This window comes from Mesobacillus zeae (assembly GCF_003570705.1).
GTDB lineage: Bacteria > Bacillota > Bacilli > Bacillales > Cytobacillaceae > Mesobacillus_C > Mesobacillus_C zeae.
The window spans coordinates 185961-208819 of the sequence record NZ_QWVT01000011.1; the positions used below are offsets into that span (position 1 = coordinate 185961).

The 22859-nt window shown below is 47.8% G+C and carries 21 protein-coding genes; 20 read left to right on the forward strand and 1 reads right to left on the reverse strand.

Features of this window, described 5'->3' with window-relative positions; genetic code table 11:
* Positions 1 to 7 precede the first annotated feature (7 nt).
* The 4 genes from icmF to pyrG all read left to right on the forward strand — a co-directional run bounded on the left by icmF (position 8) and on the right by pyrG (position 6389).
* On the forward strand, positions 8 to 3274 hold the full coding sequence (icmF, locus tag D1970_RS06390) for a fused isobutyryl-CoA mutase/GTPase IcmF (protein WP_119112054.1): 3267 nt from the start codon (positions 8 to 10) through the stop codon (positions 3272 to 3274).
* 407 nt (positions 3275 to 3681) lie between these two features.
* On the forward strand, positions 3682 to 3900 hold the full coding sequence (locus D1970_RS06395; protein ID WP_119112055.1) for a hypothetical protein: 219 nt from the start codon (positions 3682 to 3684) through the stop codon (positions 3898 to 3900).
* A 110-nt stretch (positions 3901 to 4010) separates the two neighbouring features.
* Positions 4011 to 4562 (forward strand): DNA-directed RNA polymerase subunit delta, encoded by a 552-nt coding sequence (rpoE, locus tag D1970_RS06400; RefSeq protein ID WP_119112056.1) that lies wholly within the window; start codon positions 4011 to 4013, stop codon positions 4560 to 4562.
* Between the two features lie 225 nt (positions 4563 to 4787).
* Positions 4788 to 6389: a CTP synthase gene (gene pyrG / locus D1970_RS06405; protein ID WP_119112082.1), complete on the forward strand. Its 1602-nt coding sequence runs from the start codon at positions 4788 to 4790 to the stop codon at positions 6387 to 6389.
* A 517-nt stretch (positions 6390 to 6906) separates the two neighbouring features.
* Here pyrG and D1970_RS22825 read toward each other — a convergent pair.
* Positions 6907 to 7575, reverse strand: coding sequence for a DUF2529 family protein (locus D1970_RS22825; protein ID WP_246370174.1), 669 nt, complete (start codon positions 7573 to 7575; stop codon positions 6907 to 6909).
* A gap of 211 nt (positions 7576 to 7786) precedes the next feature.
* On the opposite strand from D1970_RS22825, the gene D1970_RS06420 reads away from it, so the two are divergent.
* From D1970_RS06420 to D1970_RS06500, 16 genes are all read left to right on the forward strand, one after another.
* Positions 7787 to 8155 carry a response regulator gene (locus tag D1970_RS06420; protein WP_119112057.1) on the forward strand — a complete coding sequence of 123 codons (369 nt, stop codon included), beginning with the start codon at positions 7787 to 7789 and terminating at the stop codon, positions 8153 to 8155.
* A 300-nt stretch (positions 8156 to 8455) separates the two neighbouring features.
* The gene (locus D1970_RS06425; protein ID WP_119112058.1) at positions 8456 to 9313 is read left to right on the forward strand and encodes a class II fructose-bisphosphate aldolase; all 858 of its coding nucleotides are present in this window, start codon (positions 8456 to 8458) and stop codon (positions 9311 to 9313) included.
* A gap of 94 nt (positions 9314 to 9407) precedes the next feature.
* Positions 9408 to 10052: a fructose-6-phosphate aldolase gene (gene fsa / locus D1970_RS06430; protein WP_119112059.1), complete on the forward strand. Its 645-nt coding sequence runs from the start codon at positions 9408 to 9410 to the stop codon at positions 10050 to 10052.
* A 236-nt stretch (positions 10053 to 10288) separates the two neighbouring features.
* A complete protein-coding gene (gene murA / locus D1970_RS06435; protein WP_119112084.1) occupies positions 10289 to 11575 on the forward strand; it encodes a UDP-N-acetylglucosamine 1-carboxyvinyltransferase in 1287 nt (428 codons plus the stop codon).
* Between the two features lie 68 nt (positions 11576 to 11643).
* The gene (gene glpX, locus D1970_RS06440) at positions 11644 to 12609 is read left to right on the forward strand and encodes a class II fructose-bisphosphatase (RefSeq protein ID WP_119112060.1); all 966 of its coding nucleotides are present in this window, start codon (positions 11644 to 11646) and stop codon (positions 12607 to 12609) included.
* Between the two features lie 287 nt (positions 12610 to 12896).
* Positions 12897 to 14171 carry a transcription termination factor Rho gene (gene rho, locus D1970_RS06445; RefSeq protein WP_119112085.1) on the forward strand — a complete coding sequence of 425 codons (1275 nt, stop codon included), beginning with the start codon at positions 12897 to 12899 and terminating at the stop codon, positions 14169 to 14171.
* 142 nt (positions 14172 to 14313) lie between these two features.
* Positions 14314 to 14529 (forward strand): 50S ribosomal protein L31, encoded by a 216-nt coding sequence (gene rpmE, locus D1970_RS06450; RefSeq protein WP_119112061.1) that lies wholly within the window; start codon positions 14314 to 14316, stop codon positions 14527 to 14529.
* A gap of 203 nt (positions 14530 to 14732) precedes the next feature.
* The gene (locus tag D1970_RS06455) at positions 14733 to 15353 is read left to right on the forward strand and encodes a thymidine kinase (RefSeq protein ID WP_119112062.1); all 621 of its coding nucleotides are present in this window, start codon (positions 14733 to 14735) and stop codon (positions 15351 to 15353) included.
* A gap of 370 nt (positions 15354 to 15723) precedes the next feature.
* On the forward strand, positions 15724 to 16173 hold the full coding sequence (locus tag D1970_RS06465; RefSeq protein ID WP_119112064.1) for a hypothetical protein: 450 nt from the start codon (positions 15724 to 15726) through the stop codon (positions 16171 to 16173).
* A 196-nt stretch (positions 16174 to 16369) separates the two neighbouring features.
* Positions 16370 to 17443, forward strand: a complete 1074-nt coding sequence (gene prfA, locus D1970_RS06470; protein WP_119112065.1) for a peptide chain release factor 1 — start codon at positions 16370 to 16372, stop codon at positions 17441 to 17443.
* On the forward strand, positions 17436 to 18299 hold the full coding sequence (prmC, locus tag D1970_RS06475) for a peptide chain release factor N(5)-glutamine methyltransferase (protein WP_119112066.1): 864 nt from the start codon (positions 17436 to 17438) through the stop codon (positions 18297 to 18299). Before prfA ends, prmC begins: the two co-directional genes overlap by 8 nt.
* 110 nt (positions 18300 to 18409) lie before the next feature.
* On the forward strand, positions 18410 to 19444 hold the full coding sequence (spoIIR, locus tag D1970_RS06480; RefSeq protein ID WP_119112067.1) for a stage II sporulation protein R: 1035 nt from the start codon (positions 18410 to 18412) through the stop codon (positions 19442 to 19444).
* Positions 19445 to 19682: 238 nt separating this feature from the next.
* Positions 19683 to 20078, forward strand: coding sequence for a KGG domain-containing protein (locus D1970_RS06485; RefSeq protein WP_119112068.1), 396 nt, complete (start codon positions 19683 to 19685; stop codon positions 20076 to 20078).
* Positions 20079 to 20417: 339 nt separating this feature from the next.
* Positions 20418 to 20861 (forward strand): GNAT family N-acetyltransferase, encoded by a 444-nt coding sequence (locus D1970_RS06490; RefSeq protein WP_119112069.1) that lies wholly within the window; start codon positions 20418 to 20420, stop codon positions 20859 to 20861.
* Between the two features lie 189 nt (positions 20862 to 21050).
* Positions 21051 to 22100: an L-threonylcarbamoyladenylate synthase gene (locus D1970_RS06495; protein WP_119112070.1), complete on the forward strand. Its 1050-nt coding sequence runs from the start codon at positions 21051 to 21053 to the stop codon at positions 22098 to 22100.
* Positions 22101 to 22216: 116 nt separating this feature from the next.
* Positions 22217 to 22771 (forward strand): manganese efflux pump MntP, encoded by a 555-nt coding sequence (locus D1970_RS06500; protein ID WP_119112071.1) that lies wholly within the window; start codon positions 22217 to 22219, stop codon positions 22769 to 22771.
* Positions 22772 to 22859 lie beyond the last annotated feature (88 nt).

Consider the following 22859-nt stretch of genomic DNA (forward strand, 5'->3'; position numbering starts at 1 on the left):
GAGAAGCATGAATACGACGGAAACATACAAGCCGAAAAACCATATCCGCTTTGTTACAGCTTCGAGTTTGTTTGACGGTCATGATGCCTCGATCAACATTATGCGCCGCATTCTTCAGGCAGGAGGCGCGGAAGTGATCCATCTTGGGCATAACCGTTCTGTTGAGGAAGTGGTGAATGCGGCGATCCAGGAAGATGCACAGGGAATCGCGATTTCTTCCTACCAGGGCGGGCATGTCGAGTATTTTAAATACATGCGCGACCTTCTCAATGAACGCGGCGCCTCGCATATCCGCATTTATGGCGGAGGTGGTGGAGTCATCATTCCAAAGGAAATCAAGGAATTGCATGATTACGGGATTGCCCGGATCTTTTCGCCCGAAGACGGCAGGCAGATGGGTCTCGAGGGCATGATTCAAAGGATGCTTAAGGAATGCGATTTCCCAACGATTACGACAGAGGCTGCAGCGGAAATTGAAAAGCTGGCGTCAGGAAGCATGCAGGCTGTCGCCAAGCTGATCACGCTTGCGGAGCAGCAGGTCGGCGCTGAAAAGGAAGCGGCTGCCGCTGTCGAGTCTGTGATGGAAAAGGTAAAATCGATGTCCCAATCAGTTCCTGTCATCGGGATTACAGGAACGGGCGGAGCCGGAAAAAGCTCGCTTACGGATGAACTGATCCGGAGATTTATCAATGAAATTCCGGAAACGCGCGTTGCGATCCTGTCTGTCGATCCGACAAAGCAAAAAACAGGCGGCGCCCTACTCGGCGACCGGATCCGCATGAATGCGATCTTCTCGCCGCGAGTGTATATGCGAAGCCTTGCCACCCGTAACTCCAAGTCCGAGCTTTCGCTGGCGATCCACGATGCCATTGCTGTCACCAAGGCAGCAGGCTTTGACCTCATTATTGTTGAGACGAGCGGCATCGGTCAGGGAGATGCCGGAATCACCGACATTTGTGATGTGTCCATGTATGTGATGACGAGCGAGTTCGGTGCTCCGTCACAGCTGGAAAAAATCGACATGATCGATTACGCCGATTTGATTGTTATCAACAAATTCGAGCGCAAAGGCTCCGAGGATGCCCAGCGCCAGGTGCAGAAGCAGTTCCAGCGCAGCCATATGCTGTTTGACAGGGATTATGGGGATATGCCTGTGTACGGAACGATTGCGAGCCAGTTCAACGATCCGGGAACGAACGCATTGTTTGCAGCGCTGATTGAAAAAATCAATGAGAAAACAGGCACGGGCTGGAGCACTTCTTTTTCAAAAGAAGCGAAGGTGGAAAAACAAAACGTCATCATTCCTAATGACCGCCGCTATTATCTACGTGAAATTTCCGATACAGTCCGAAGCTACCACCAAAAAGCTGCAGAGCAGGCGGAAGCTGCCCGCAGGCTTTTCCAGATCGAGGGTGCACTGGAGGCCTTGAACGAGAGCGGTGCAGAGGGTGAAGCTTCTCTTGCACTCCAAAAATTGAAAGAACAGGTTGAAGAAACGCTTACGCCTGAAACGAAAAAAATTCTTTCGGGTTGGCTGGAACTGAAGGAAAAGTATGCTGGAGACCGGTTCGTGACGAAAATCCGCGACAAGGAAATTGTCACAGAGCTTCGGACGAAGAGCCTTTCAGGCCTCAGCATCCCGAAGGTGGCACTGCCGCGCTATAAGGATTACGGTGAGATTATCCGCTGGGTTTATCTTGAAAACGTTCCGGGTTCATTCCCTTATACAGCCGGAGTATTCCCGTTCAAACGCGAGGGCGAGGATCCGAAACGCCAGTTTGCCGGAGAAGGGACACCGGAGAGGACGAATCGCCGTTTCCATTACTTGTCGAAGGACGATGATGCAAAGCGTCTGAGCACGGCTTTTGACTCGGTCACCCTTTACGGGGAGGATCCAGACTATCGTCCGGATATTTACGGAAAGGTCGGGGAGAGCGGCGTCAATATTTGTACGCTTGATGACATGAAGAAGTTGTATGCGGGCTTTGACCTCTGCCATCCGACAACATCCGTTTCAATGACGATTAACGGGCCTGCGCCAATCATTCTGGCGATGTTCATGAACACGGCAGTTGAACAGCAGATGGAAAAGAAAGAGGCGGAGCTTGGACGTCCGCTGACTGCTGAAGAGGCGGAGCAACTGAAGGATTGGACGCTGCAGACGGTCCGTGGAACAGTTCAGGCTGACATTTTAAAAGAAGATCAGGGCCAGAATACATGTATCTTCTCGACGGAATTTGCTTTGCGCATGATGGGTGACATCCAGCAGTATTTCATAGACCAAAAGGTTAGAAACTACTATTCGGTTTCGATTTCCGGCTACCATATTGCCGAAGCTGGCGCAAATCCGATTTCACAGCTTGCATTCACGCTTGCTAATGGCTTCACATATGTAGAATATTACTTGAGCAGGGGTATGAAGATCGATGACTTCGCGCCAAACTTGAGCTTCTTTTTCTCAAATGGCCTTGATCCTGAATATTCGGTGCTTGGCCGTGTGGCGCGCCGCATCTGGGCGGCGGTCATGAAGAACAAGTATGATGCCAATGAGCGCAGCCAGAAACTGAAGTATCATATCCAGACATCGGGCCGCTCGCTGCATGCGCAGGAAATTGACTTCAACGATATCAGGACAACGCTCCAGGCTTTGATGGCGCTGCATGATAACTGTAACTCGCTTCATACGAACGCCTATGATGAAGCCATCACAACGCCAACTGAGGAATCGGTCCGCCGTGCAATGGCCATCCAGATGATCATCACCAAGGAGCATGGTTTGACGAAGAACGAGAATCCGCTTCAAGGTGCGTTCATTATTGAAGAACTGACTGATCTTGTTGAAGAGGCAGTCCTTCAGGAATTCGAGCGAATCAATGACCGCGGAGGGGTACTTGGGGCAATGGAAACACAGTATCAGCGCGGTAAAATCCAGGATGAGTCCATGCACTATGAAATGAAGAAGCACACAGGCGAGCTCCCGATTATCGGCGTGAACACCTATTTGAACCCAAATCCTCCTTCAGAGGAAGAGATGGATAATATGGAAATCGCCCGTGCGACAAAAGAAGAGAAAGAAACGCAAATCCGGAATCTCGAAGCCTTCAAAGCAAGGCACGACGATCTCAACCGGGAGTCGCTCGACCGCCTGAAGAAAGCAGCAGTCAGCGGCGGCAATATCTTTGCGGAGCTGATGGAAACCGTAAAATACGCAAGCCTCGGCCAAATCACCAGCGCCCTCTACGAAGTAGGCGGCCAGTACCGCAGAAATATGTAACATCATAGAGGGTCAGGCACTCTGCAGCGGATAACCGCAGGTGCCTGACCCCCATTTGTGTGTAGTGATAGTGATGCCGAGGTAAAGCAATGAAGCGCCAAACCACAGCAGCGTTCCTGACCCCCGGTGCGGTGATGCAATGAAGCGCCAAACCACAACAGCGTGCCTGACCCCCGGTGCGGTGGTGCGATGAAGCACCAAACCACAACAGCGTTCCTGACCCCCGGTGCGGTGATGCGGCACACTGTTGGCTTCGCGCTTTTGTTTTTTTGCTTTTACATATACAATATTCAGGGATCATAAATAATCTACCCGAGCAAAAGTGCTTGCGGAAATGCCATTTTCGTGGAAAGATATTTGTGAAAAGGCTGGGTTCCTAATTGAGCGAATATCAGGATGTGAATCTTATGAGAACGGTGTTTAATATGGCGGGGACAGCCGGAGCGCTTTCGGCTTTATATTATCTTTACCAGCGGCAGCTCGGTGCTATCTCATTCTTTATCCTGTCCATCTATTTTTTTTATTTGGCCAGGAAAATGCTGTCCAAAAGTGACCTCGAAGAAAAAAACCACATGCCAGACGGGAACTCCGGTGAAAAAACAGGTAAAAACAACAGATTAAGCTAGCATAATCGGACTGAAATTGTTTATAATGAAGAATATGCATTTTGGGTTTTTTTTCTTATTTTTTGGACTGTTGCCCTTTGGGGCTTGAATAGAGAAAGGAAGTGCGCGTGTTGAGTATAAATCAATATACCAAGGAACAGCTTAGGGAAACATCCTTCATTGAGGTAGCCTATGAGCTTTTAGAAGAGAAAAAAGAGGCAGTACCTTTTAAAGAATTAGTGAATGAGATTGTGGGTTTGCTTGGAATACCTAAAAGTGAAGTAAGCGAAAAGATGGTCCAGTTTTATACAGACCTGAACATAGACGGCCGATTCCTCGGACTTGGTGATAATCGCTGGGGCCTACGCTTCTGGTACCCTGTTGACCATGTGGAAGAGGAAGTTGCCCCAGTTGTGAAGCCTCGTAAGAAAAAGGCAAAGAAAGTTGTCGAAGAAGACGAGATCTTTGACGATATTGAAGAAGAAGAGCTGGAATTCGACGACTTTGAAGAAGATGACCTTGCTGAAGATGACGAGGAAGACTTTGATGAAGACGCGGAAGAAGTAGATGAATTTGCAGAAGAAATCATCGAAGACGATGAAGAAGAACTTTTGATCGAAGAAGATGACGATGATGATTTGGATGATGAAGAGTCTGACTTGGACAAAGAAAAAGACCTGTAAGTTCCCTGTTGACTTTTCCAAAGTCGAACGGTAGAATCATTTTTGGGCTCCTTAAAAAGGACGGTCTGTTTTATAAGCGATAAAACGCTCCCTTACTATGTATGCGGAGCGTTTTTTTATTTTTGTGAAAATGGAAAACGAACGGCTCTCCGCCATTTCCTGGATAAACATCCGATGAAAAAGGCGCAAATTGTACAAACTGTTGAAAAGAGGGGGAATTCAGCTATGGCAAAGTATATTTTCGTAACGGGCGGCGTGGTTTCGTCACTTGGTAAAGGAATTACAGCAGCTTCTTTGGGAAGATTGCTGAAAAATAGGGGATTAAGTGTTACAATCCAAAAATTCGACCCCTATATCAACGTGGACCCAGGAACAATGAGTCCTTATCAGCATGGTGAAGTATTTGTTACAGATGATGGCGCTGAAACGGATCTTGACTTAGGTCATTACGAGCGCTTCATTGATATCAACCTGAACAAATATTCCAACGTTACAACAGGGAAAATCTATTCAACCGTTCTTAAAAAAGAGCGCCGCGGCGACTATCTCGGCGGTACGGTTCAGGTTATTCCGCATATCACAAATGAAATCAAGGAACGCGTCTTCCGCGCAGGCAAGGAAACTGGCGCTGATGTGGTGATCACTGAAATCGGCGGAACAGTCGGCGATATCGAATCACTTCCATTCCTTGAAGCAATCCGCCAGATTAAAAGCGATGCAGGCTCGGACAATGTCATGTACATCCACTGCACACTCGTGCCTTATATCAAGGCTGCCGGCGAAATGAAAACAAAGCCAACACAGCATAGCGTAAAAGAACTTCGCAGCCTTGGCATCCAGCCAAATGTCATCGTTGTCCGCACAGAAATGCCGATTTCTGAAGACATGAAGGATAAAATTGCCTTGTTCTGTGATATTGATAAGAAATCCGTTATTGAAGCGCGCGATGCTGAAACATTGTATTCTGTTCCGCTTGCTCTTCAGGCGCAAGATCTTGACCAAATCGTATGCAGGCACTTAAAGCTTCAGTGCAACGATGCTGACATGACCGAATGGACTCAGCTAGTTGAAAAGGTGCAAAATCTGAAAGGCAAAACTAAGATTGCCCTTGTTGGTAAGTATGTTGAACTGCAGGATGCCTATATTTCTGTAGTGGAATCACTTCGCCACGCAGGTTACACTTTCGACAGCGACATTGAAATCAAATGGGTCAATTCCGAGGAAGTAACCGAAGAAAATGTAGCCGAGCTTCTAAATGATGTTGATGGAGTGCTTGTTCCTGGTGGATTCGGCGATCGCGGCATTGACGGCAAACTATTTGCCATCCAATTTGCCCGCGAGCAAAAGAAACCGTTCTTAGGAATTTGCCTTGGCATGCAGTTGGCTTCCGTAGAATTTGCACGGAATGTCCTCAAGCTGGAGGGAGCGCATTCAGCGGAAATCAAGCCGGATACTAAGTTCCCGATTATTGACCTGCTGCCAGAACAAAAGGATATCGAAGACCTTGGCGGAACGCTTCGCCTTGGACTGCAGCCATGCAAACTGATTGAAGGCACAAATGCTTATGAAGCCTATCAAGACGAGGTTGTCTACGAACGCCACCGCCACCGCTATGAATTCAACAACGAATATCGCCAGGCGATGGAAAAAGCAGGATTTGTATTCTCTGGGACAAGCCCGGATGGACGTCTTGTTGAGATAATTGAGCTTAAGGATCATCCATGGTTCGTTGCGAGCCAGTTCCACCCAGAATTCAAGTCAAGACCAACCCGCCCGCAGCCGCTATTCAAAGCTTTTGTTGAAGCATCTATCAAAGCAGGCAAATAAAACAATAGTAAAATGCTCCGGCGTGTGCGAGACTGCGTTTTCAGTCGCTTCGTTCATTGCCGGGGCATTTTTTAGTTGCTGCTTTTTTAAAAAGAGGTGATTATAGCGCCGGCGCAGTTTGAAAAAGCCGATGGCGTCGCCGTTTGGTTGATATATTGGAGAGAGTGGTTGATATCCTGGTCGGTTTGGTCGATATCATCCTGAGGTTGGTCGATATCATCCTGAGGTTGGTTGATATGCTCGTCCGTTGGTAGATACCATGATAGATGTGGTTGATATCCTTGGCACAAACCTAAGCAGATACTCTTTTTAAGCTAACAGGGAAGCCTTCGTATGGAGAAACAACTGAATTCTGCACTTTTCTGCTCGGATCCCCTCTCGAAAAAGGAAAAAACGCCGCTGCCGGCGTTTTTTTGTTGAATCATTAGGTAAATTGATCGAATCCTTTAGCAGGAGAGGGCTTATATGCTCCGTCATCCAGCCTTACCACATCCCATTTAGCGTGCCGGCCCGCAACTCACTCTTCATATTCCGCAAGCATTTCATCAATCGCAAACTTCAGGCCGTGATAAACAAACAGTGCCGCCATGGATGCGGGGTAGCCGAATCTTTCGCCATTTTCATCCGGGAGCAGCCCTTTTGCCAGCCCCAGATCGATATGGACGTCTGCTTGCTGCTGCAGCCCGCCATCCCGGACCTGTGCAGAAATGGCAACAAAGGGAACCCCTTGACTTAAAAGGCTCTGCGCAATTTTTAAGACAGCCGGATCATCTGACTGCCGGGCGGCGAGGAGCACGCGGTCGGCCACTCCGATATCGCTGAGCGGACCTGGTTTGAGCATGCGGTCCGTTGCGCTAATATCGCCAAACTGCTCCTGCTCAGGCACGCTGCCCGCGCCGCTAACTCGGCCCGGAACACCAAACTCACCCGCATCGCCGACATCACCCGCATCGTCAAAATCACCAACTCTGTCACCATCCCCGAGCCCAAGCACGCGGGCGGATGCCAGCGGCTCTGCACCGTGGACAGCCTCCAGGCCGATTGCTGCCATTTCGCCTGTCCCATATATATATATGGTTCCTTCGCCAAGTGCAGCCTGGGCAAGCAGGCGGGCGCCGTCTTCTATGGACTGTTCTTCTTTTTCCGTAAGCCTTTTAAATAACCCTGAAAGCTGAGTTGCAAACATTTTTAACAAAATAATCGCCTCCGTTGCTGTATCCCCATATTATAATGGACAGGAAGCTGAAGGTACAATCTTCGACTGACACCTGTCTCAGCAGCTGGAGAAAATCCGAATATAAACGGAAACCTTGAAGGAATTTACAGGAATTTGGCGAATTGTATTCAAGTGGGTGCAGAGATGAATGATATTATGAATGAAGTGGGGGAGAAGCGGCATGAATGAAAAAATCCTGATTGTTGACGACCAGTTTGGCATTCGAATCCTGCTCAATGAAGTGCTTCAAAAAGAAGGTTACCAGACCTTCCAGGCAGCGAATGGCATTCAGGCACTTGAAACGGTAAAACAGCATTCTCCAGACCTCGTCCTTCTCGACATGAAAATACCGGGAATGGATGGAATTGAAATTTTAAAAAGAATGAAAGTGATCGAACCGGACATTAGAGTGATCATCATGACCGCTTATGGCGAGCTAGATATGATCCAGGAAGCAATGGACCTTGGTGCCTTGACACATTTTGCCAAGCCTTTTGACATTGACGATATCCGTTCGGCAGTAAAGAAATACGTCCAGCCAACTGCTTGATACATATTGGGAATCCGCCTCCAATAGGCGGTTTTTCTATTTTTATGGATATTTTTCGAACAATAATGACGAATTAAAATATTGGCAGCGTTTGCTTTATAGCATTTTTATGACAGATAGAAAAAGGCGTTTGGATGAATGGCATTTATAGTTTTCTTCTGTTATGATAACAAGTGAATTCCACTGGATTATTCGTTTTAGCCAGATGACTTCAGGGTACATAATCAAAAGCAAAGCAGGACAAGCTTTAAATGAAGGTTTGGCAAAAAACGCAATTGATCTAATGAAGGAGGAAAAATAATGCCTTTAGTTTCAATGACTGAAATGCTGAAAAAAGCTAATGCAGAGGGCTATGCTGTTGGACAATTCAACCTGAATAACCTTGAGTTTACACAGGCTATCCTACAGGCTGCCGCAGAAGAAAAATCTCCTGTCATCCTTGGGGTTTCCGAAGGTGCAGGCCGTTATATGGGCGGTTTCAAGACTGTTGTCAAAATGGTCGAAGGTCTAATGGAAGACTATAAAATTACCGTGCCGGTTGCAATCCACCTTGACCACGGTTCAAGCTTTGACAAATGTAAAGAAGCAATCGATGCTGGCTTCACTTCCGTCATGATTGATGCTTCACACCATTCATTCGAAGAAAATATTGAAATCACTTCTAAAGTCGTTGAGTATGCCCATTCAAAAGGTGTTTCTGTCGAAGCTGAGCTTGGAACAGTCGGCGGACAGGAAGACGATGTTATTGCAGAAGGAGTTATTTATGCAGATGTAAATGAGTGCAAGGAACTTGTAGAGCGTACAGGCATCGACTGCCTTGCTCCAGCGCTTGGTTCTGTACACGGACCTTACAAAGGCGAGCCAAACCTTGGCTTCAAAGAAATGGATGAAATCAACAAGGTTGCAGGTGTTCCGCTTGTCCTTCACGGCGGTACTGGAATCCCAACAGCTGATATCAAGAAGTCAATCTCTCTTGGTACAGCAAAAATCAACGTAAATACTGAAAACCAGATCGCTTCCGCTAAAGTAGTGCGTGAAGTGCTTGCAGCAAAGCCAGATGAATACGATCCGCGTAAATACCTTGGACCTGCTCGCGATGTGATCAGGGATACAGTCAAAGGCAAAATGCGTGAATTCGGTTCAGCGCAAAAAGCGTAAGGCTGCCGGGAATTGTGGAAACCGCCTTGGACGAGGCGGTTTTCCTTCGTTCCTGCTATTTAAAAATAATGTCGATTAAGGAGGCGTTTTTTTAATGAAATTTTTTATTGATACAGCAAACATGAATGAAATTAAAGAAGCTTACACTCTTGGGTGCATCGCAGGCGTAACAACTAACCCTTCGCTCGTTGCCAAGGAAAAAAATGTTTCTTTCCACGACCGCCTGAAAGAAATCACTGAGCTTGTTCCTGGCTCTGTCAGTGCAGAAGTCATTGCACTCGATGCAGAAGGCATGATCAAAGAAGGACGCGAGCTTGCAAAAATCGCTCCAAACATCACTGTCAAAGTCCCTATGACACCAGAAGGGCTTAAGGCAGTTGCTGTCTTTGCTAAAGAAGGCATCAAAACAAACGTTACACTTATTTTCAGTGCAAACCAGGCGCTGTTGGCAGCAAGGGCAGGAGCATCATATGTTTCTCCATTCCTTGGAAGACTAGATGATATCGGCCATAATGGCATGGAGCTCATTTCAACGATTTCCGATATTTTTGCTATCCATGATATCGAGACGGAAATCATTGCGGCTTCCATCCGCCATCCGCTTCACGTAACAGAAGCAGCCTTAAATGGTGCAGATATTGCAACGATTCCTTATAATGTCATCATGCAGCTGTTTAAGCACCCACTGACAGACAAAGGAATAGAAGCATTCTTGGCTGACTGGGAAAAGCGTGCTTAATCCGTTTTACATCAAGTGCGGGATGCCGGATGTCCCGCATCCCGCAAAATTTTTGGTTTTGTTACATGAAAATGGGAATTTCGTGTAAAATAAGAGAATGACATAATGGCTGTCCCCCAAAGAACTTGGTTGGAAAATAAATCCTTATGCTTGCCCAGCTTCAGGCTGGACAGGCTATTCTTTACATCACGGAGCTTCAACAGCTCTTTACATTAAGGCTAAGAAGGGAGTCAATAATGGAAAAGCTAAAGATTGCAGGCGGTTACCCGTTAAAAGGTACTGTCCGGGTCAGCGGTGCGAAAAACAGCGCAGTTGCTCTGATCCCAGCGACGATTTTGGCTGAGTCGCCTGTCACCATTGAAGGTTTGCCGGATATTTCCGATGTCCATATGCTCAAAAGTCTCATGGAGGAAATCGGAGGTTCTGTTGAATTTTCGGAAAATGAGATGACGGTGGACCCGTCTTCCATGATCTCCATGCCTTTGCCTAATGGAAAAGTAAAAAAATTAAGAGCTTCCTATTATTTGATGGGGGCAATGCTTGGCCGTTTTAAAAAGGCGGTCATCGGGCTTCCAGGAGGATGCCACCTTGGCCCGCGGCCGATTGACCAGCATATCAAAGGATTCGAGGCCCTCGGTGCAAGCGTCACCAATGAGCAGGGTGCGATTTACCTTCGTGCCGACGAGCTGCGCGGAGCACGGATTTACCTTGATGTAGTCAGTGTCGGGGCAACCATCAATATCATGCTCGCAGCAGTTCGCGCAAAAGGCAGGACGGTCATCGAAAACGCTGCAAAAGAACCCGAGATTATCGATGTGGCTACACTTCTAAGCAATATGGGAGCGAAGATCAAAGGTGCTGGTACCGATGTAATCCGAATTGACGGTGTCGATTCCCTTCATGGGTGCCGCCATACTATCATTCCGGACAGAATCGAAGCCGGGACTTATATGATTCTCGCGGCAGCAGCTGGAAACGGCATCACGATTGACAATGTCATTCCGGAACATATTGAGTCGCTGATTGCGAAGCTGAAGGAAATCGGTGTTCAAATCGAGACCAGCGATGAGCAGGTATTTGTAGGTCCAGCCGAAGTCTACAAGGCAGTCGATATTAAGACGCTTGTTTATCCTGGCTTCCCGACAGATCTGCAGCAGCCTTTCACCTCGCTGCTCACCCGTGCGCAAGGGTCGAGTGTTGTGACGGATACGATTTACGGTGCCCGCTTTAAGCATATTGACGAGCTTAGGAGAATGAATGCCAACATCAAAGTGGAAGGCAGGTCAGCGATCATCAACGGGCCTATTCAGCTTCAAGGGGCAAAAGTGAAAGCCAGCGACCTTAGGGCAGGCGCAGCACTTGTGATTGCAGGCCTCATGGCTGAAGGAATTACCGAAGTGACCGGGCTTGAGCATATCGACAGAGGCTACAGTCATCTTGTCGAAAAGCTGAACGGACTTGGCGCCACTGTATGGCGTGAAGAGCTGACGAAGGAAGAACAGGAACAATTGAAAAACGCTTGATAAAGACAGCCGCCACAGTTTGGCGGCGGGGGAGCAAAAATTACAGTAGAGAGCAAGGGGAGAGACCGATGGAAAGAAGTTTAACGATGGAACTAGTCCGCGTGACAGAAGCAGCAGCACTATCATCAGCACGCTGGATGGGCCGCGGTAAAAAAGACGAAGCCGATGATGCCGCAACGTCTGCAATGAGAGATGTATTCGATACTGTTCCGATGAAAGGAACGGTGGTCATCGGTGAGGGAGAAATGGACGAAGCTCCAATGCTGTTTATTGGCGAGAAGCTTGGCACCGGCTATGGCCCGCGTGTGGACGTAGCCGTTGACCCGCTTGAAGGAACGAATATCGTAGCGTCTGGCGGATGGAATGCACTTGCGGTACTGGCTATTGCCGACAATGGAAATCTTTTGCATGCGCCTGATATGTATATGGATAAAATCGCAGTAGGACCTGAGGCTGTCGGGCAAATCGACATCAACGCTTCTGTCATTGACAATCTGAAAGCGGTTGCCAAGGCTAAAAACAAAAACATTGAAGACGTTGTGGCCACTGTCTTGAACAGACCGCGCCATGACCATATCGTTCACCAGCTGCGTGAAGCAGGTGCGAGGATCAAGCTGATCAATGACGGCGATGTTGCAGGCGCAATCAATACAGCTTTTGACTTCACTGGCGTTGATATCCTGTTCGGTTCCGGCGGAGCTCCAGAAGGTGTCATTGCAGCTGTTGCCCTTAAATCTCTCGGCGGGGAAATCCAGGGAAAACTTTTGCCGCAAAATGATGCAGAAGCCCAGCGCTGCCTGAAGATGGGATTAGATGTGAACAAAATTCTATTGATGGAAGACCTTGTAAGGGGCGACGACGCGATCTTTGCCGCAACAGGCGTAACAGACGGCGAACTGCTCAAAGGCGTTCAGTACAAAGGGAATGTCGGGCTGACACATTCGGTCGTTATGCGTGCTAAGTCGGGAACTGTCCGCTTTATCGAAGGCCAGCACAGGCTGGAAAAAAAGCCAAACCTCGTACTGAGACCATAAAATTTTTTGGTAAACAAAGAAAACCCTTTCAATCTGCGCTCCCTTTCCATGTTAGGCAAAGGGAGCGTCAATGTTTAAAAGCAAAATAAGTTGATTATTCTTACAGGATAAGGGTAAAATAAAAATTGCTTTAACAAATTGCTTCGAACATTCTTTCTACATTCCTTCAATTCTTCTTCAATGGAACTCAATTCTACTTTTCCATCCATAATCCTGATAAAATTAAGATGAAAAAGCATGTATATGGAGGAAATAAGAAACTTATTTTATTTAGTGTGGTGACAATATTGGAAGTTAATATCTCTAGTTTAGAAAATATGAAATTAAAAGAGTTGTACGAGCTTGCCAGAGAATACAAGGTATCCTATTACAGCAAACTCACGAAAAAAGAGCTGATTTTCGCGATCCTGAAAGCAAGGGCCGAACAGCAGGGTTACTTTTTCATGGAAGGTGTCCTTGAAATTATCCAAACAGAAGGATTTGGATTCCTTCGCCCGATCAATTACTCGCCGAGCTCCGAGGATATTTACATTTCAGCATCGCAAATCCGCCGCTTTGACCTGAGGAATGGGGACAAGGTGTCCGGAAAAGTGCGTCCGCCGAAAGAAAATGAGCGTTACTTCGGCCTGCTTCAAGTAGAGGCTGTCAACGGCGACGATCCCGAGACAGCGAAAGAGCGAGTCCACTTCCCTGGACTGACTGCCCTGTACCCGAACCGCCAGATGAAGCTGGAAACAACGACGAGGCACCTGTCTACGAGAATTATGGACGTGCTTGCGCCAGTCGGCTTCGGCCAGCGCGGTTTGATTGTTGCTCCGCCAAAAGCAGGGAAAACGATGTTATTGAAGGAAATCGCCAATAGCATTACAACGAACCATCCTGAGGCTGAGCTGATCGTGCTGCTGATTGATGAGCGTCCTGAGGAAGTGACCGACATTGAGCGGTCCGTTGCCGGCGATGTTGTCAGTTCGACGTTCGATGAAGTGCCGGAGAACCATATCAAAGTGGCTGAGCTCGTCCTTGAGCGTGCCATGCGACTTGTCGAGCATAAGCGCGATGTCATCATCCTGATGGACAGCATTACCCGCCTTGCCCGCGCGTATAACCTTGTTATCCCGCCAAGCGGCCGTACCCTTTCCGGAGGGATTGATCCAGCGGCGTTCCACCGTCCGAAGCGTTTCTTCGGAGCCGCGAGGAACATCGAAGAAGGCGGCAGCCTGACAATCCTGGCAACCGCGCTTGTCGATACAGGCTCGCGCATGGACGATGTCATTTACGAGGAATTCAAGGGCACAGGAAATATGGAACTGCACCTTGACCGTTCGCTTGCAGAAAGGCGGATTTTTCCGGCTATCGATATTCGCCGTTCGGGAACAAGGAAAGAAGAGCTGCTTATTCCAAAAGAGCATCTCGACAAGCTGTGGGCAATTCGAAAAGCGATGTCCGATTCGCCTGATTTTGCCGAAAAGTTCCTTCGCAAATTGAAGCAGACAAAGTCGAACGAAGAGTTTTTTGCAATGCTGAGCGATGAAATGAAAGCAGGCAATAAACGCATTTTTTAATTCCATTAAACGGAAGTAAAAGCCACTTGAAAAAAAGACGGGCACTTGATATAATGTTACCAGTGTGCTTTTACAACTACGGAACACTCCGTATAATATAACTCTGTCTCGAGAGATTCAGGGCAAAAGGAGCTGAAAAGGAATGAAATCAGGAATTCATCCAAACTACAAAACAATTACGGTGTCTTGCGCTTGCGGAAACACTTTCGAAACAGGTTCCGTTAAAAACGAGCTTCGTGTTGAAACTTGCTCAGAATGCCATCCATTCTACACAGGACGTCAAAAGTTTGCTGAAGCCGGTGGACGTGTTGACCGTTTCAACAAGAAATACGGCATCAAATCAGAGCTACAGCAATAAAAAAGTTCTTAAAACAGGCAAGAGGTTTTATCACTTGCCTGTTTTTTATTGGAATAATGTGCCTTGCAAAGGGATTTTCACAGTTTTTAATAGGAAAGAATCCCCGATATTGGTGTAAAATTTAGCAAACCACATAAAACTAAGACAAGCATCATGCACTTCATGATAATAGAGCATGACCAGTAGGAAGGAGACGCCGTTCCATGTATGAGATGAACCAAAGCGGCTGGATTGAATTGATTTGCGGCAGCATGTTCTCAGGTAAGTCGGAGGAGTTGATCCGCCGGGTCAGGAGAACCCAGTTTGCAAAGCAAAATATTGCTGTGTTTAAGCCGCAGATTGACAATCGCTATAGTGAGGAAGCCGTTGTATCCCACAATGGAACCTCTGTCATCGCCAAGCCGGTTTCCCGGTCGATTGAAATTTTTCAGCATATTAGCGAGGAAATGGATGTCATTGCGATTGACGAAGTCCAATTCTTTGATGAGGAAATTGTTCAGGTGGCTCAGCATCTTGCCAACAGCGGCCACAGAGTGATTCTAGCGGGCCTTGACCAGGACTTCCGCGGCGAGCCTTTTGGCAAAATGCCTGAACTGATGGCGATTGCCGAGCATGTGACGAAGCTGCAAGCCGTCTGCGCCGTCTGCGGATCCCCGGCGAGCCGGACGCAGCGCCTCATCGATGGAAACCCGGCCTCCTATGACGATCCGGTCATCCTCGTAGGTGCCGCCGAAGCCTATGAAGCACGCTGCCGGCACCACCACGAAGTGCCAAAGTCGCCTAACGGGCTTGATCTCAGTTTCGAGACTGATGCCCTTAAATAATGAAAGCCAGCCCCCGGAGATGGATGGGCTGGCTTTTTTTGCGTCTGAAAGCAGTTTCCGAATGGGTGCAGGAGAAGAAAGAACAGAGAATGAGTGGATTTTTTTAATGGTGTTGACCTTTGTGATGGTGAAACATGGGGCTCTTAATTTGGGAAATATTCCACTCTCCCCGGAAATAATGTGATTCTCCCCCTTTTTTTGAATAATTCTTCCCAAAACCCCTTTCACTCTCCCCGAAAAAAGCATGATTTTTCACAAAAACCTTTGATTCTCCCTAATAGACAAATATTGTTAAAATGACTACTTCCATATCCTCCTATCATGCATACCCGCCCCCCGACGGTGGTACGCTAACAGCGGAGGTGAACCTTTGAATAAGATAGCCATACTAATAGCGGCAGGGCTTCTTGCAGGCTGCGGGGCGAACGACAGTGCGGACTCGGGCTACAAGGAAGAGGACCGGAACGGGCAGGCCCTCACTACCCGCGATGACGGGAAGGTGGGCGGAGACCATGACATCAATGCCGACAATGGCATGGACAGAACGATGAGTGACCAAAACCCAAACTTCCCGGATATCTCGCGAAACAGGCATAACTTTTCAAGTGATGTCTCGAAAGCGCGTCAGGCTGTGGACAGCGTGGACGGCTTCACAGCAGACGAAATTTGGATTGATGGCGATACAATGAATGTTTCAGTGCGCCACGGAAAGAATCTCTCCGCCAAGGAAAAAGCCAAACAGCAGGCAAAAATCAAGGAGAAGCTCGTCAATGCGCTGCCGCGTTATGAAATAAATGTCGAGATGGAGCACGAAAAATAACCAGCATGTCCGAAAACGGGCATGCTTTTTCTTGGTTCGAAACAGAGGGAAGCCTTGATTTACTGTTATTTGGTTTTGACGCTAGTATCCCCGCTATACTATAATTAGAATGTTATGGCTGGAAAAGAGTCCAGCTTCTATTAGCGCGATTTTAAAAAGAAGAATTTTCATATATAAAAATTAGAGGTGAATGCCTGTGTTTGATCGTCTTCAAGCAGTTGAGGACCGCTACGAGAGGCTGAATGAGCTCTTGAGTGACCCTGAGATTGTCAATAATCCCAACAAGCTTCGTGAATTTTCGAAGGAACAATCCGATATCCAGGAAACTGTCCAGGTTTATCGCGAATACAAGGAAGCAAAAGAGCAGTATGCGGACGCACGCGCTATGCTCGATGATAAGCTCGATGCCGATATGAAGGAAATGGTAAAGGAAGAAATGAACGAGCTTGCTCCGAGGATCGAGGAGTATGAAAACCGGCTGAAAATATTGCTTGTCCCGAAAGACCCTAACGATGACAAAAACGTAATCATGGAAATCCGCGGGGCTGCTGGCGGCGATGAAGCAGCTCTGTTTGCTGGCGACCTTTACCGTATGTACAGCCGTTTTGCTGAATCGCAGGGCTGGAAAGTAGAAGTCATTGAAGCCAACACAACAGGAGTAGGCGGCTATAAAGAAATCATTTTTATCGTGAATGGAACTGGGGCATACTCCAAGCTTAAATTTGAAAATGGCGCCCACCGTGTGCAGCGCGTACCGGAAACAGAATCAGGCGGGAGGATCCATACCTCTACCGCTACTGTGGCATGCCTTCCGGAAGCGGAAGAAGTCGAAGTCGAAATCCAAGACAAAGATATTCGTTTCGATGCCTTTGCTTCCAGCGGCGCCGGCGGCCAGAGCGTTAACACCACGATGTCTGCTGTCCGTCTGACGCATATTCCTACAGGCATTGTTGTTTCCTGCCAGGATGAAAAATCACAGCACAAGAATAAGGACAAGGCGATGAAGGTACTTCGTGCCCGTGTCTATGACAAATTCCAGCGTGAAGCCCAGGCTGAATATGACCAGGTGCGCAAATCTGCCGTCGGTACAGGCGACAGGTCTGAGCGTATCCGTACGTACAATTTTCCGCAAAACCGCGTAACGGACCACCGCATTGGCCTGACAATCCAGAAGCTTGATCAAGTTCTTCAAGGAAAAATCGACGAAATTATCGATGCTCTTGTCCTTGAAGACCAATCCAGCCGTCTGGAGAGCGCAAGCAATGAGTAAAAGAATATATGAAGCCCTCAACTGGGCTTCTTCTTTTTTAGAACAAAAGCAGCGGGATGACAATGCGGGCGAAATTTTGCTGCAGCACTTTGCCGGTTTGAACCGTGCCCGTCTCCTTGCCGATATTCGCGAGGAATTGGAGCCGGAGATTTGGACCGCCTTCCAGAAAGCTGTGCGCATGCACGGCGATGGGGTGCCTGTCCAATACATTACCGGGGTGGAAGACTTTTACGGCCGGACGTTCCAGGTCGATCCCTCGGTCCTCATACCAAGGCCGGAAACGGAAGAACTCGTTCTTGGCACGCTTCACCGCCTTAATTCCATCTTCGAGGAGAAACACGAGCTTGAAGTGGTTGATGTCGGCACGGGAAGCGGCGCCATTTCAGTAACGCTAAAGCTCGAAAAGCCTGGCCTGATTGTGGCAGCGTCCGATATTTCGGCAGAGGCTTTGGCCACGGCGAAAAAAAATGCGGTCCAGCTTGGCGCAGATGTGAATTTTATCCAGGGTAATTTGCTTGAGCCTTTCATCAGGGGCGGAAAGAAATTCGAATGCGTTATTTCCAATCCTCCATATATCCCAAATGAGGACAAATATTGGATGTCGGAAATCGTGACAGACCACGAGCCTCATCTCGCTTTGTTTGCGGGCAACGATGGATTGGACGTGTACAGGCGTTTTATGGAACAGCTTCCGCTAGTCGTAAAAGAAAAAGCGCTGATCGCTTTCGAAATCGGATTCGGCCAGGGAGAAGCGGTTGCCGGTATGCTGAAGGCTACTTTCCCGGGGGCATTCGTAGAAGTCACCAATGATATTAACGGGAAAGACCGCATGGTATATGCGCATGTCGGACTCTGATTGCCGTGAAGCCCCAGGAATCCTGCGGGCTTTTTATTTTTTGAAAATTAGGAGTTTAAGAATCTAGCAAACTGTCCACACTGTGACTAGTGAAGGGACGGTGCTTAGAAATGAAAAAGAAATGGTTAGCAACCTTTTATCTTATCTTATTATGTGCAGCGACAATATTAAGTTTATATACACCTCAAACCACTGATGCCAAAGAAGAGATTGTCATTCCCCATGAGGCGATCAGGCTTCGGATTCTGGCAGACAGCGATGCGGATGCAGACCAGAATCTTAAGCGCAAGGTCAGGGACAGAGTAAACCAGGAGATCACGCTGTGGGTGGAGGATTTAACTTCATTGAAGGATGCCCGGAAGGTGATTCAGTCAAGGCTGCCTGAGATTCAGCAGATTGCCGAAGAAGTTGTCGCATCCGAGCAAATGACTCAATCGGTGAATGTGGAGTTTGGCCGCGTTAAATTTCCCACAAAGCTTTACGGCCAGTTCCTCTATCCTGCAGGTGAATACGAGGCAATCTTGATTACGCTTGGCAAGGGAGAAGGCGCCAACTGGTGGTGTGTCCTGTACCCGCCATTATGCTTCCTCGATTTTTCAAACGGTGAAGCGACAAGCCCTGGCTTTGAGGATAAAAAAGGGAAAGTAGCAGACAAAGATAAAAAAGATAAGGAAAAGCAAAAGTCTGCACCAGACAAAGATCAGCCGCAGAAGCCGGGAGAGGAACTGCAAGCAGCGAAGACGGCTGATGTTCAGCCTGAACAAATGGGAGCACCGGCCCAAGTTAACGTGACGGAAGAGACAGCGGCGATCGAAGAGGTGAAGGAGGCAACCGCTGAGGCTGCACCTCCAACAGCAGTGCCAATCCAGGAGGCGGCTGCAGCTGAGGCAAATGCTGACCCGGTGACGGAAACGACTGCAACTGAAAGCGATAGTGAAGACTTGAAATCTGTTGACGAAGCTTCAGGGGGCAATGACACTGCTTCGGTCAACAAAGTGCCAGCGAAGAACTTTGAGGAAGAGGAACCTGTCGAGACAGCAAAAGTTAAAAAAGAGAAAAGCAAGCCTCCTGTTTACGAAGCAGGCGAAGAGGAAGTGGAAGTGAGATTCTTCGTTGTTGACATTTGGAATAAACTATTCGATTAATCTATGTTTAACGCAGCCTTCAGGGCTGCGTTTTTTAATACCCGTTAATTTTTTAGAAGACTATCAATTTGAAAAAGGAAATGTATGGATACCGAGGAAAAAACGCAAGGAATATTTCCAATATTATTACAATGCAAGAACGAGGAGATTACAATCTTGTTTAAGCCGGTTTAAACTATCTCGAAGCGGATAATGTAGGAGTGTAAACAATAACAACAACTAAAGGAGATGAGAGATAATGGTTAACAACAAAAATAATAACAATGATGAAAAAATGTCTCGTGAGGAAAGAGGCCGTAAAGGCGGCGAAGCAACAAGCGATAACCACGGTAAGGAATTCTATCAGGAGATCGGACAAAAGGGCGGCGAAGCAACAGCCGAGAACCATGACAAGAAGTTCTACCAGGAAATCGGCAAAAAAGGCGGAGAAACGACTGCTGAAACTCATGATAAAGAATTCTACCAGGAAATCGGGCAAAAGGGCGGCGAAGCAACAGCCGAGAACCATGATAAAGAATTCTATCAAGAGATTGGTAAAAAAGGCGGCGAAGCAACAGCCGAGAACCATGATAAAGAATTCTATCAAGAAATCGGCAAAAAAGGCGGAGAATCCCGCCAACATAAAAACGACTAATCATCCGGGCGAGAGCCTGTTGAAACATACTGAAAGAAAAGACAGCCAATTACGGGAAGAACGCAGAAACCGGACGGCAGCATAAGAGTGACAAGCAGCAGAAAACTGATGTCCCGGAATTCGGTTGGCAAGAAGGGTACGGCAGCAAAAAGAAGCTGCCGTACCCTTTTTCAATGGGACAGACAGTTTTCCCATTCATAACTCGGCCAAAGGAGGTGGCGGTGTTACCAGTCAAGTTTTGTCTCAAGACGAAACTTGAGCATTCCTTAATTGCTAGTTCTAGTTTATCCACAATCTCATACACATAAGAAAAAGAGATTGATAGAAAGGGTGGGGAGAGTGGAAAAGACAGTAAGGGCGGCAGAAGCCGCTGATTTTGAAAGGCTTGAGTCATTCCTTGCAGAAGCGCAGCAGGGCATTTCGTTAAAAGAGGGAAGCGCAGATTACTATTCTTTGCTTGAAACGCACTCGGGGCAGCTGAGAGCATGCGTCGGAATCGAGCCGTCAGAAGGAGCTGGGCTGATCCGTTCGCTCGTCGTACAAAAGGGCACTTCCCATGAAGATGTGCTTTTGCTCCTTGGGCGAGTGCTTCGGATTGCCAAAGAGAAAAATCTCTTCCGAATTTTTCTCGTGACGGATAAGCAGAGCGCTTCACTATTTTTGCAAGAACTTGGATTCCGGGAAACCACATATGAAGAAGCGAATAGCTTTATCGGCGATCTGGAGCATTTTAAGTGGGTTTCTAATGTGGATAACTCGATTATTATGAAAATTTCGATATAATTCGCTAAAATATCCACAAAGTTATCCACTGAATCCCCGATTTTATGCACAATTTGTGGATAAAAACTTGTCTTCCTTGTTTTCTTCTTTTATACTTTCATAGGAATTACTTTCAGCAGCCTATTTATATAAAGGATTAATGGACTATTTTTAGGGACAATTGACCCAAGTCTAGAAGGGTGATCAACAATGGAAACAACGATGTGGACAGTGGATAAAGATGTGGATAATTTAGTCACATATCCACAAATCATAGAAGCAGCGGAAAAATTGAAGGGAAATGAGGTCGTTGCTTTTCCGACCGAGACGGTATACGGCCTGGGAGGCAACGCGAAGGATGACGGTGCTGTAGCAAAAATTTTTGCTGCCAAGGGCAGGCCTGGAGATAACCCGCTTATCATCCATATCTCAAACCTCGGGCAGCTCGAACATTTTGCGGTGAATATATCTGAGACAGCACAGATTCTGATGGAGACTTTCTGGCCTGGTCCGCTTACGCTCGTGCTGGAGAAACGGGAAGGCGTGTTGTCCGAAAAGGCGACGGCCGGGTTATCCACAGTGGCGGTCAGGATGCCTGGCCACCCGGTGGCACTCGCGCTGATAGAAGCATCCGGTCTGCCAATCGCGGCCCCCAGTGCCAACGTATCAGGAAAACCGAGCCCGACAACAGCTGCACATGTACATGAAGACCTGGACGGCCGCATTGCCGGAATCGTCGATGGAGGCCCAACCGGGGTCGGCGTGGAATCCACGGTCGTCGATTGTACGGGAAAATACCCTGTCATTTTGCGGCCGGGCGGCATTACAAGAGAGCAGCTTGAAGAGACGGTCGGGAAAATAGGAGAAGATCCTGCGTTGACAGACTCCTCCCAGGTTCCGAAGTCACCGGGCATGAAGTACCGCCACTACGCACCAGACTCCCCGCTGTATCTCGTTGACGGAAGTGCTGCCGCTATTCAGCAGCTTGTCGATGAGAAACGGGCCGCAGGAATGAAGGTGGCTGTGATGACGACCGAGGAAAACAAAGGTTTTTACAGGGCAGATATCATCATCGCCTGCGGCCGCCGAAGCAAGCTTGAGACAGTGGCGGAGTCCCTGTATGATACTCTCCGCAGCTTCAATGAAACGGATGCGGATATCATTTTTGGTGAAGTGTTCCCCGTTGCAGGAGTGGGGGAAGCTGTCATGAACAGGCTGACGAAAGCGTCCGGCAACCCAATAATCACGAAGAATTTATAAACTCACTATGCGGCAGGAATTCATCCTGCCGTTTTTATTTTGCAAAACAGCGTATCTGCTTCTAAACTCATGTGAACGTGCATATGCTCAAATAGCAAGTCCAGGGGGGCAAAAAGATGGCAGCAACGGTTGGAGAATTGATTACACTTTTATTGATGGCCTTTGCACTAAGCATGGATGCATTTTCCGTAGGCCTTAGTATGGGAATGCTTTCCCTGACAAAAAGACAAATATTTAAAATCGGGCTTACGATCGGCATTTTCCATGTGCTCATGCCTCTTTTGGGCATCGCCGTCGGCAGTTTTTTATCACATCAGTTCGGGGCAATAGCCGGATATATTGGCGGAACGCTCCTCGTATTGATGGGCATACAGATGATTCGCTCGGGCTTTGAGCAGGACGGCGGGAGCATGATGGCGCCTATTGGCAAAGGGCTGTTTCTATTTGCGTTCAGCGTTAGCCTCGACAGCTTTTCTGTCGGCCTGACGCTTGGTATATATGGGGCAAGAACATTGGTCGTACTGGTATGCTTTGGCGCCGCCTCGGCCATTTTGGCGTGGGCTGGGCTTTTGATAGGGAGGAAGGTGCAAGGAATACTAGGTTCCTACGGAGAAGTGCTGGGCGGAACCATATTGCTCGTCTTGGGCATCAAGCTTCTTTTGCCAATTTAAAAATAGTGATGCTGTGCGGCAACGGATTGGGGACGATCCTCTGAAAAGAAGGCTGCAACTGGAGTTGGTTGATATATCCTGAGATTTG

Excerpts from the sequence above, each read along its gene's own strand:
- spoIIR (WP_119112067.1), top strand. The coding sequence starts at position 18,410 with ATGAAAAAGAAATGGTTAGCAACCTTTTATCTTATCTTATTATGTGCA.
- D1970_RS06485 (WP_119112068.1), top strand. The coding sequence starts at position 19,683 with ATGGTTAACAACAAAAATAATAACAATGATGAAAAAATGTCTCGTGAG.
- rpmE (WP_119112061.1), top strand. The coding sequence starts at position 14,314 with ATGAAATCAGGAATTCATCCAAACTACAAAACAATTACGGTGTCTTGC.
- D1970_RS22825 (WP_246370174.1), bottom strand. The coding sequence starts at position 7,575 with ATGTTTGCAACTCAGCTTTCAGGGTTATTTAAAAGGCTTACGGAAAAA.
- glpX (WP_119112060.1), top strand. The coding sequence starts at position 11,644 with ATGGAAAGAAGTTTAACGATGGAACTAGTCCGCGTGACAGAAGCAGCA.
- fsa (WP_119112059.1), top strand. The coding sequence starts at position 9,408 with ATGAAATTTTTTATTGATACAGCAAACATGAATGAAATTAAAGAAGCT.
- D1970_RS06395 (WP_119112055.1), top strand. The coding sequence starts at position 3,682 with ATGAGAACGGTGTTTAATATGGCGGGGACAGCCGGAGCGCTTTCGGCT.
- D1970_RS06455 (WP_119112062.1), top strand. The coding sequence starts at position 14,733 with ATGTATGAGATGAACCAAAGCGGCTGGATTGAATTGATTTGCGGCAGC.
- murA (WP_119112084.1), top strand. The coding sequence starts at position 10,289 with ATGGAAAAGCTAAAGATTGCAGGCGGTTACCCGTTAAAAGGTACTGTC.
- D1970_RS06425 (WP_119112058.1), top strand. The coding sequence starts at position 8,456 with ATGCCTTTAGTTTCAATGACTGAAATGCTGAAAAAAGCTAATGCAGAG.
- D1970_RS06420 (WP_119112057.1), top strand. The coding sequence starts at position 7,787 with ATGAATGAAAAAATCCTGATTGTTGACGACCAGTTTGGCATTCGAATC.
- pyrG (WP_119112082.1), top strand. The coding sequence starts at position 4,788 with ATGGCAAAGTATATTTTCGTAACGGGCGGCGTGGTTTCGTCACTTGGT.
- D1970_RS06495 (WP_119112070.1), top strand. The coding sequence starts at position 21,051 with ATGGAAACAACGATGTGGACAGTGGATAAAGATGTGGATAATTTAGTC.
- D1970_RS06500 (WP_119112071.1), top strand. The coding sequence starts at position 22,217 with ATGGCAGCAACGGTTGGAGAATTGATTACACTTTTATTGATGGCCTTT.
- prmC (WP_119112066.1), top strand. The coding sequence starts at position 17,436 with ATGAGTAAAAGAATATATGAAGCCCTCAACTGGGCTTCTTCTTTTTTA.
- icmF (WP_119112054.1), top strand. The coding sequence starts at position 8 with ATGAATACGACGGAAACATACAAGCCGAAAAACCATATCCGCTTTGTT.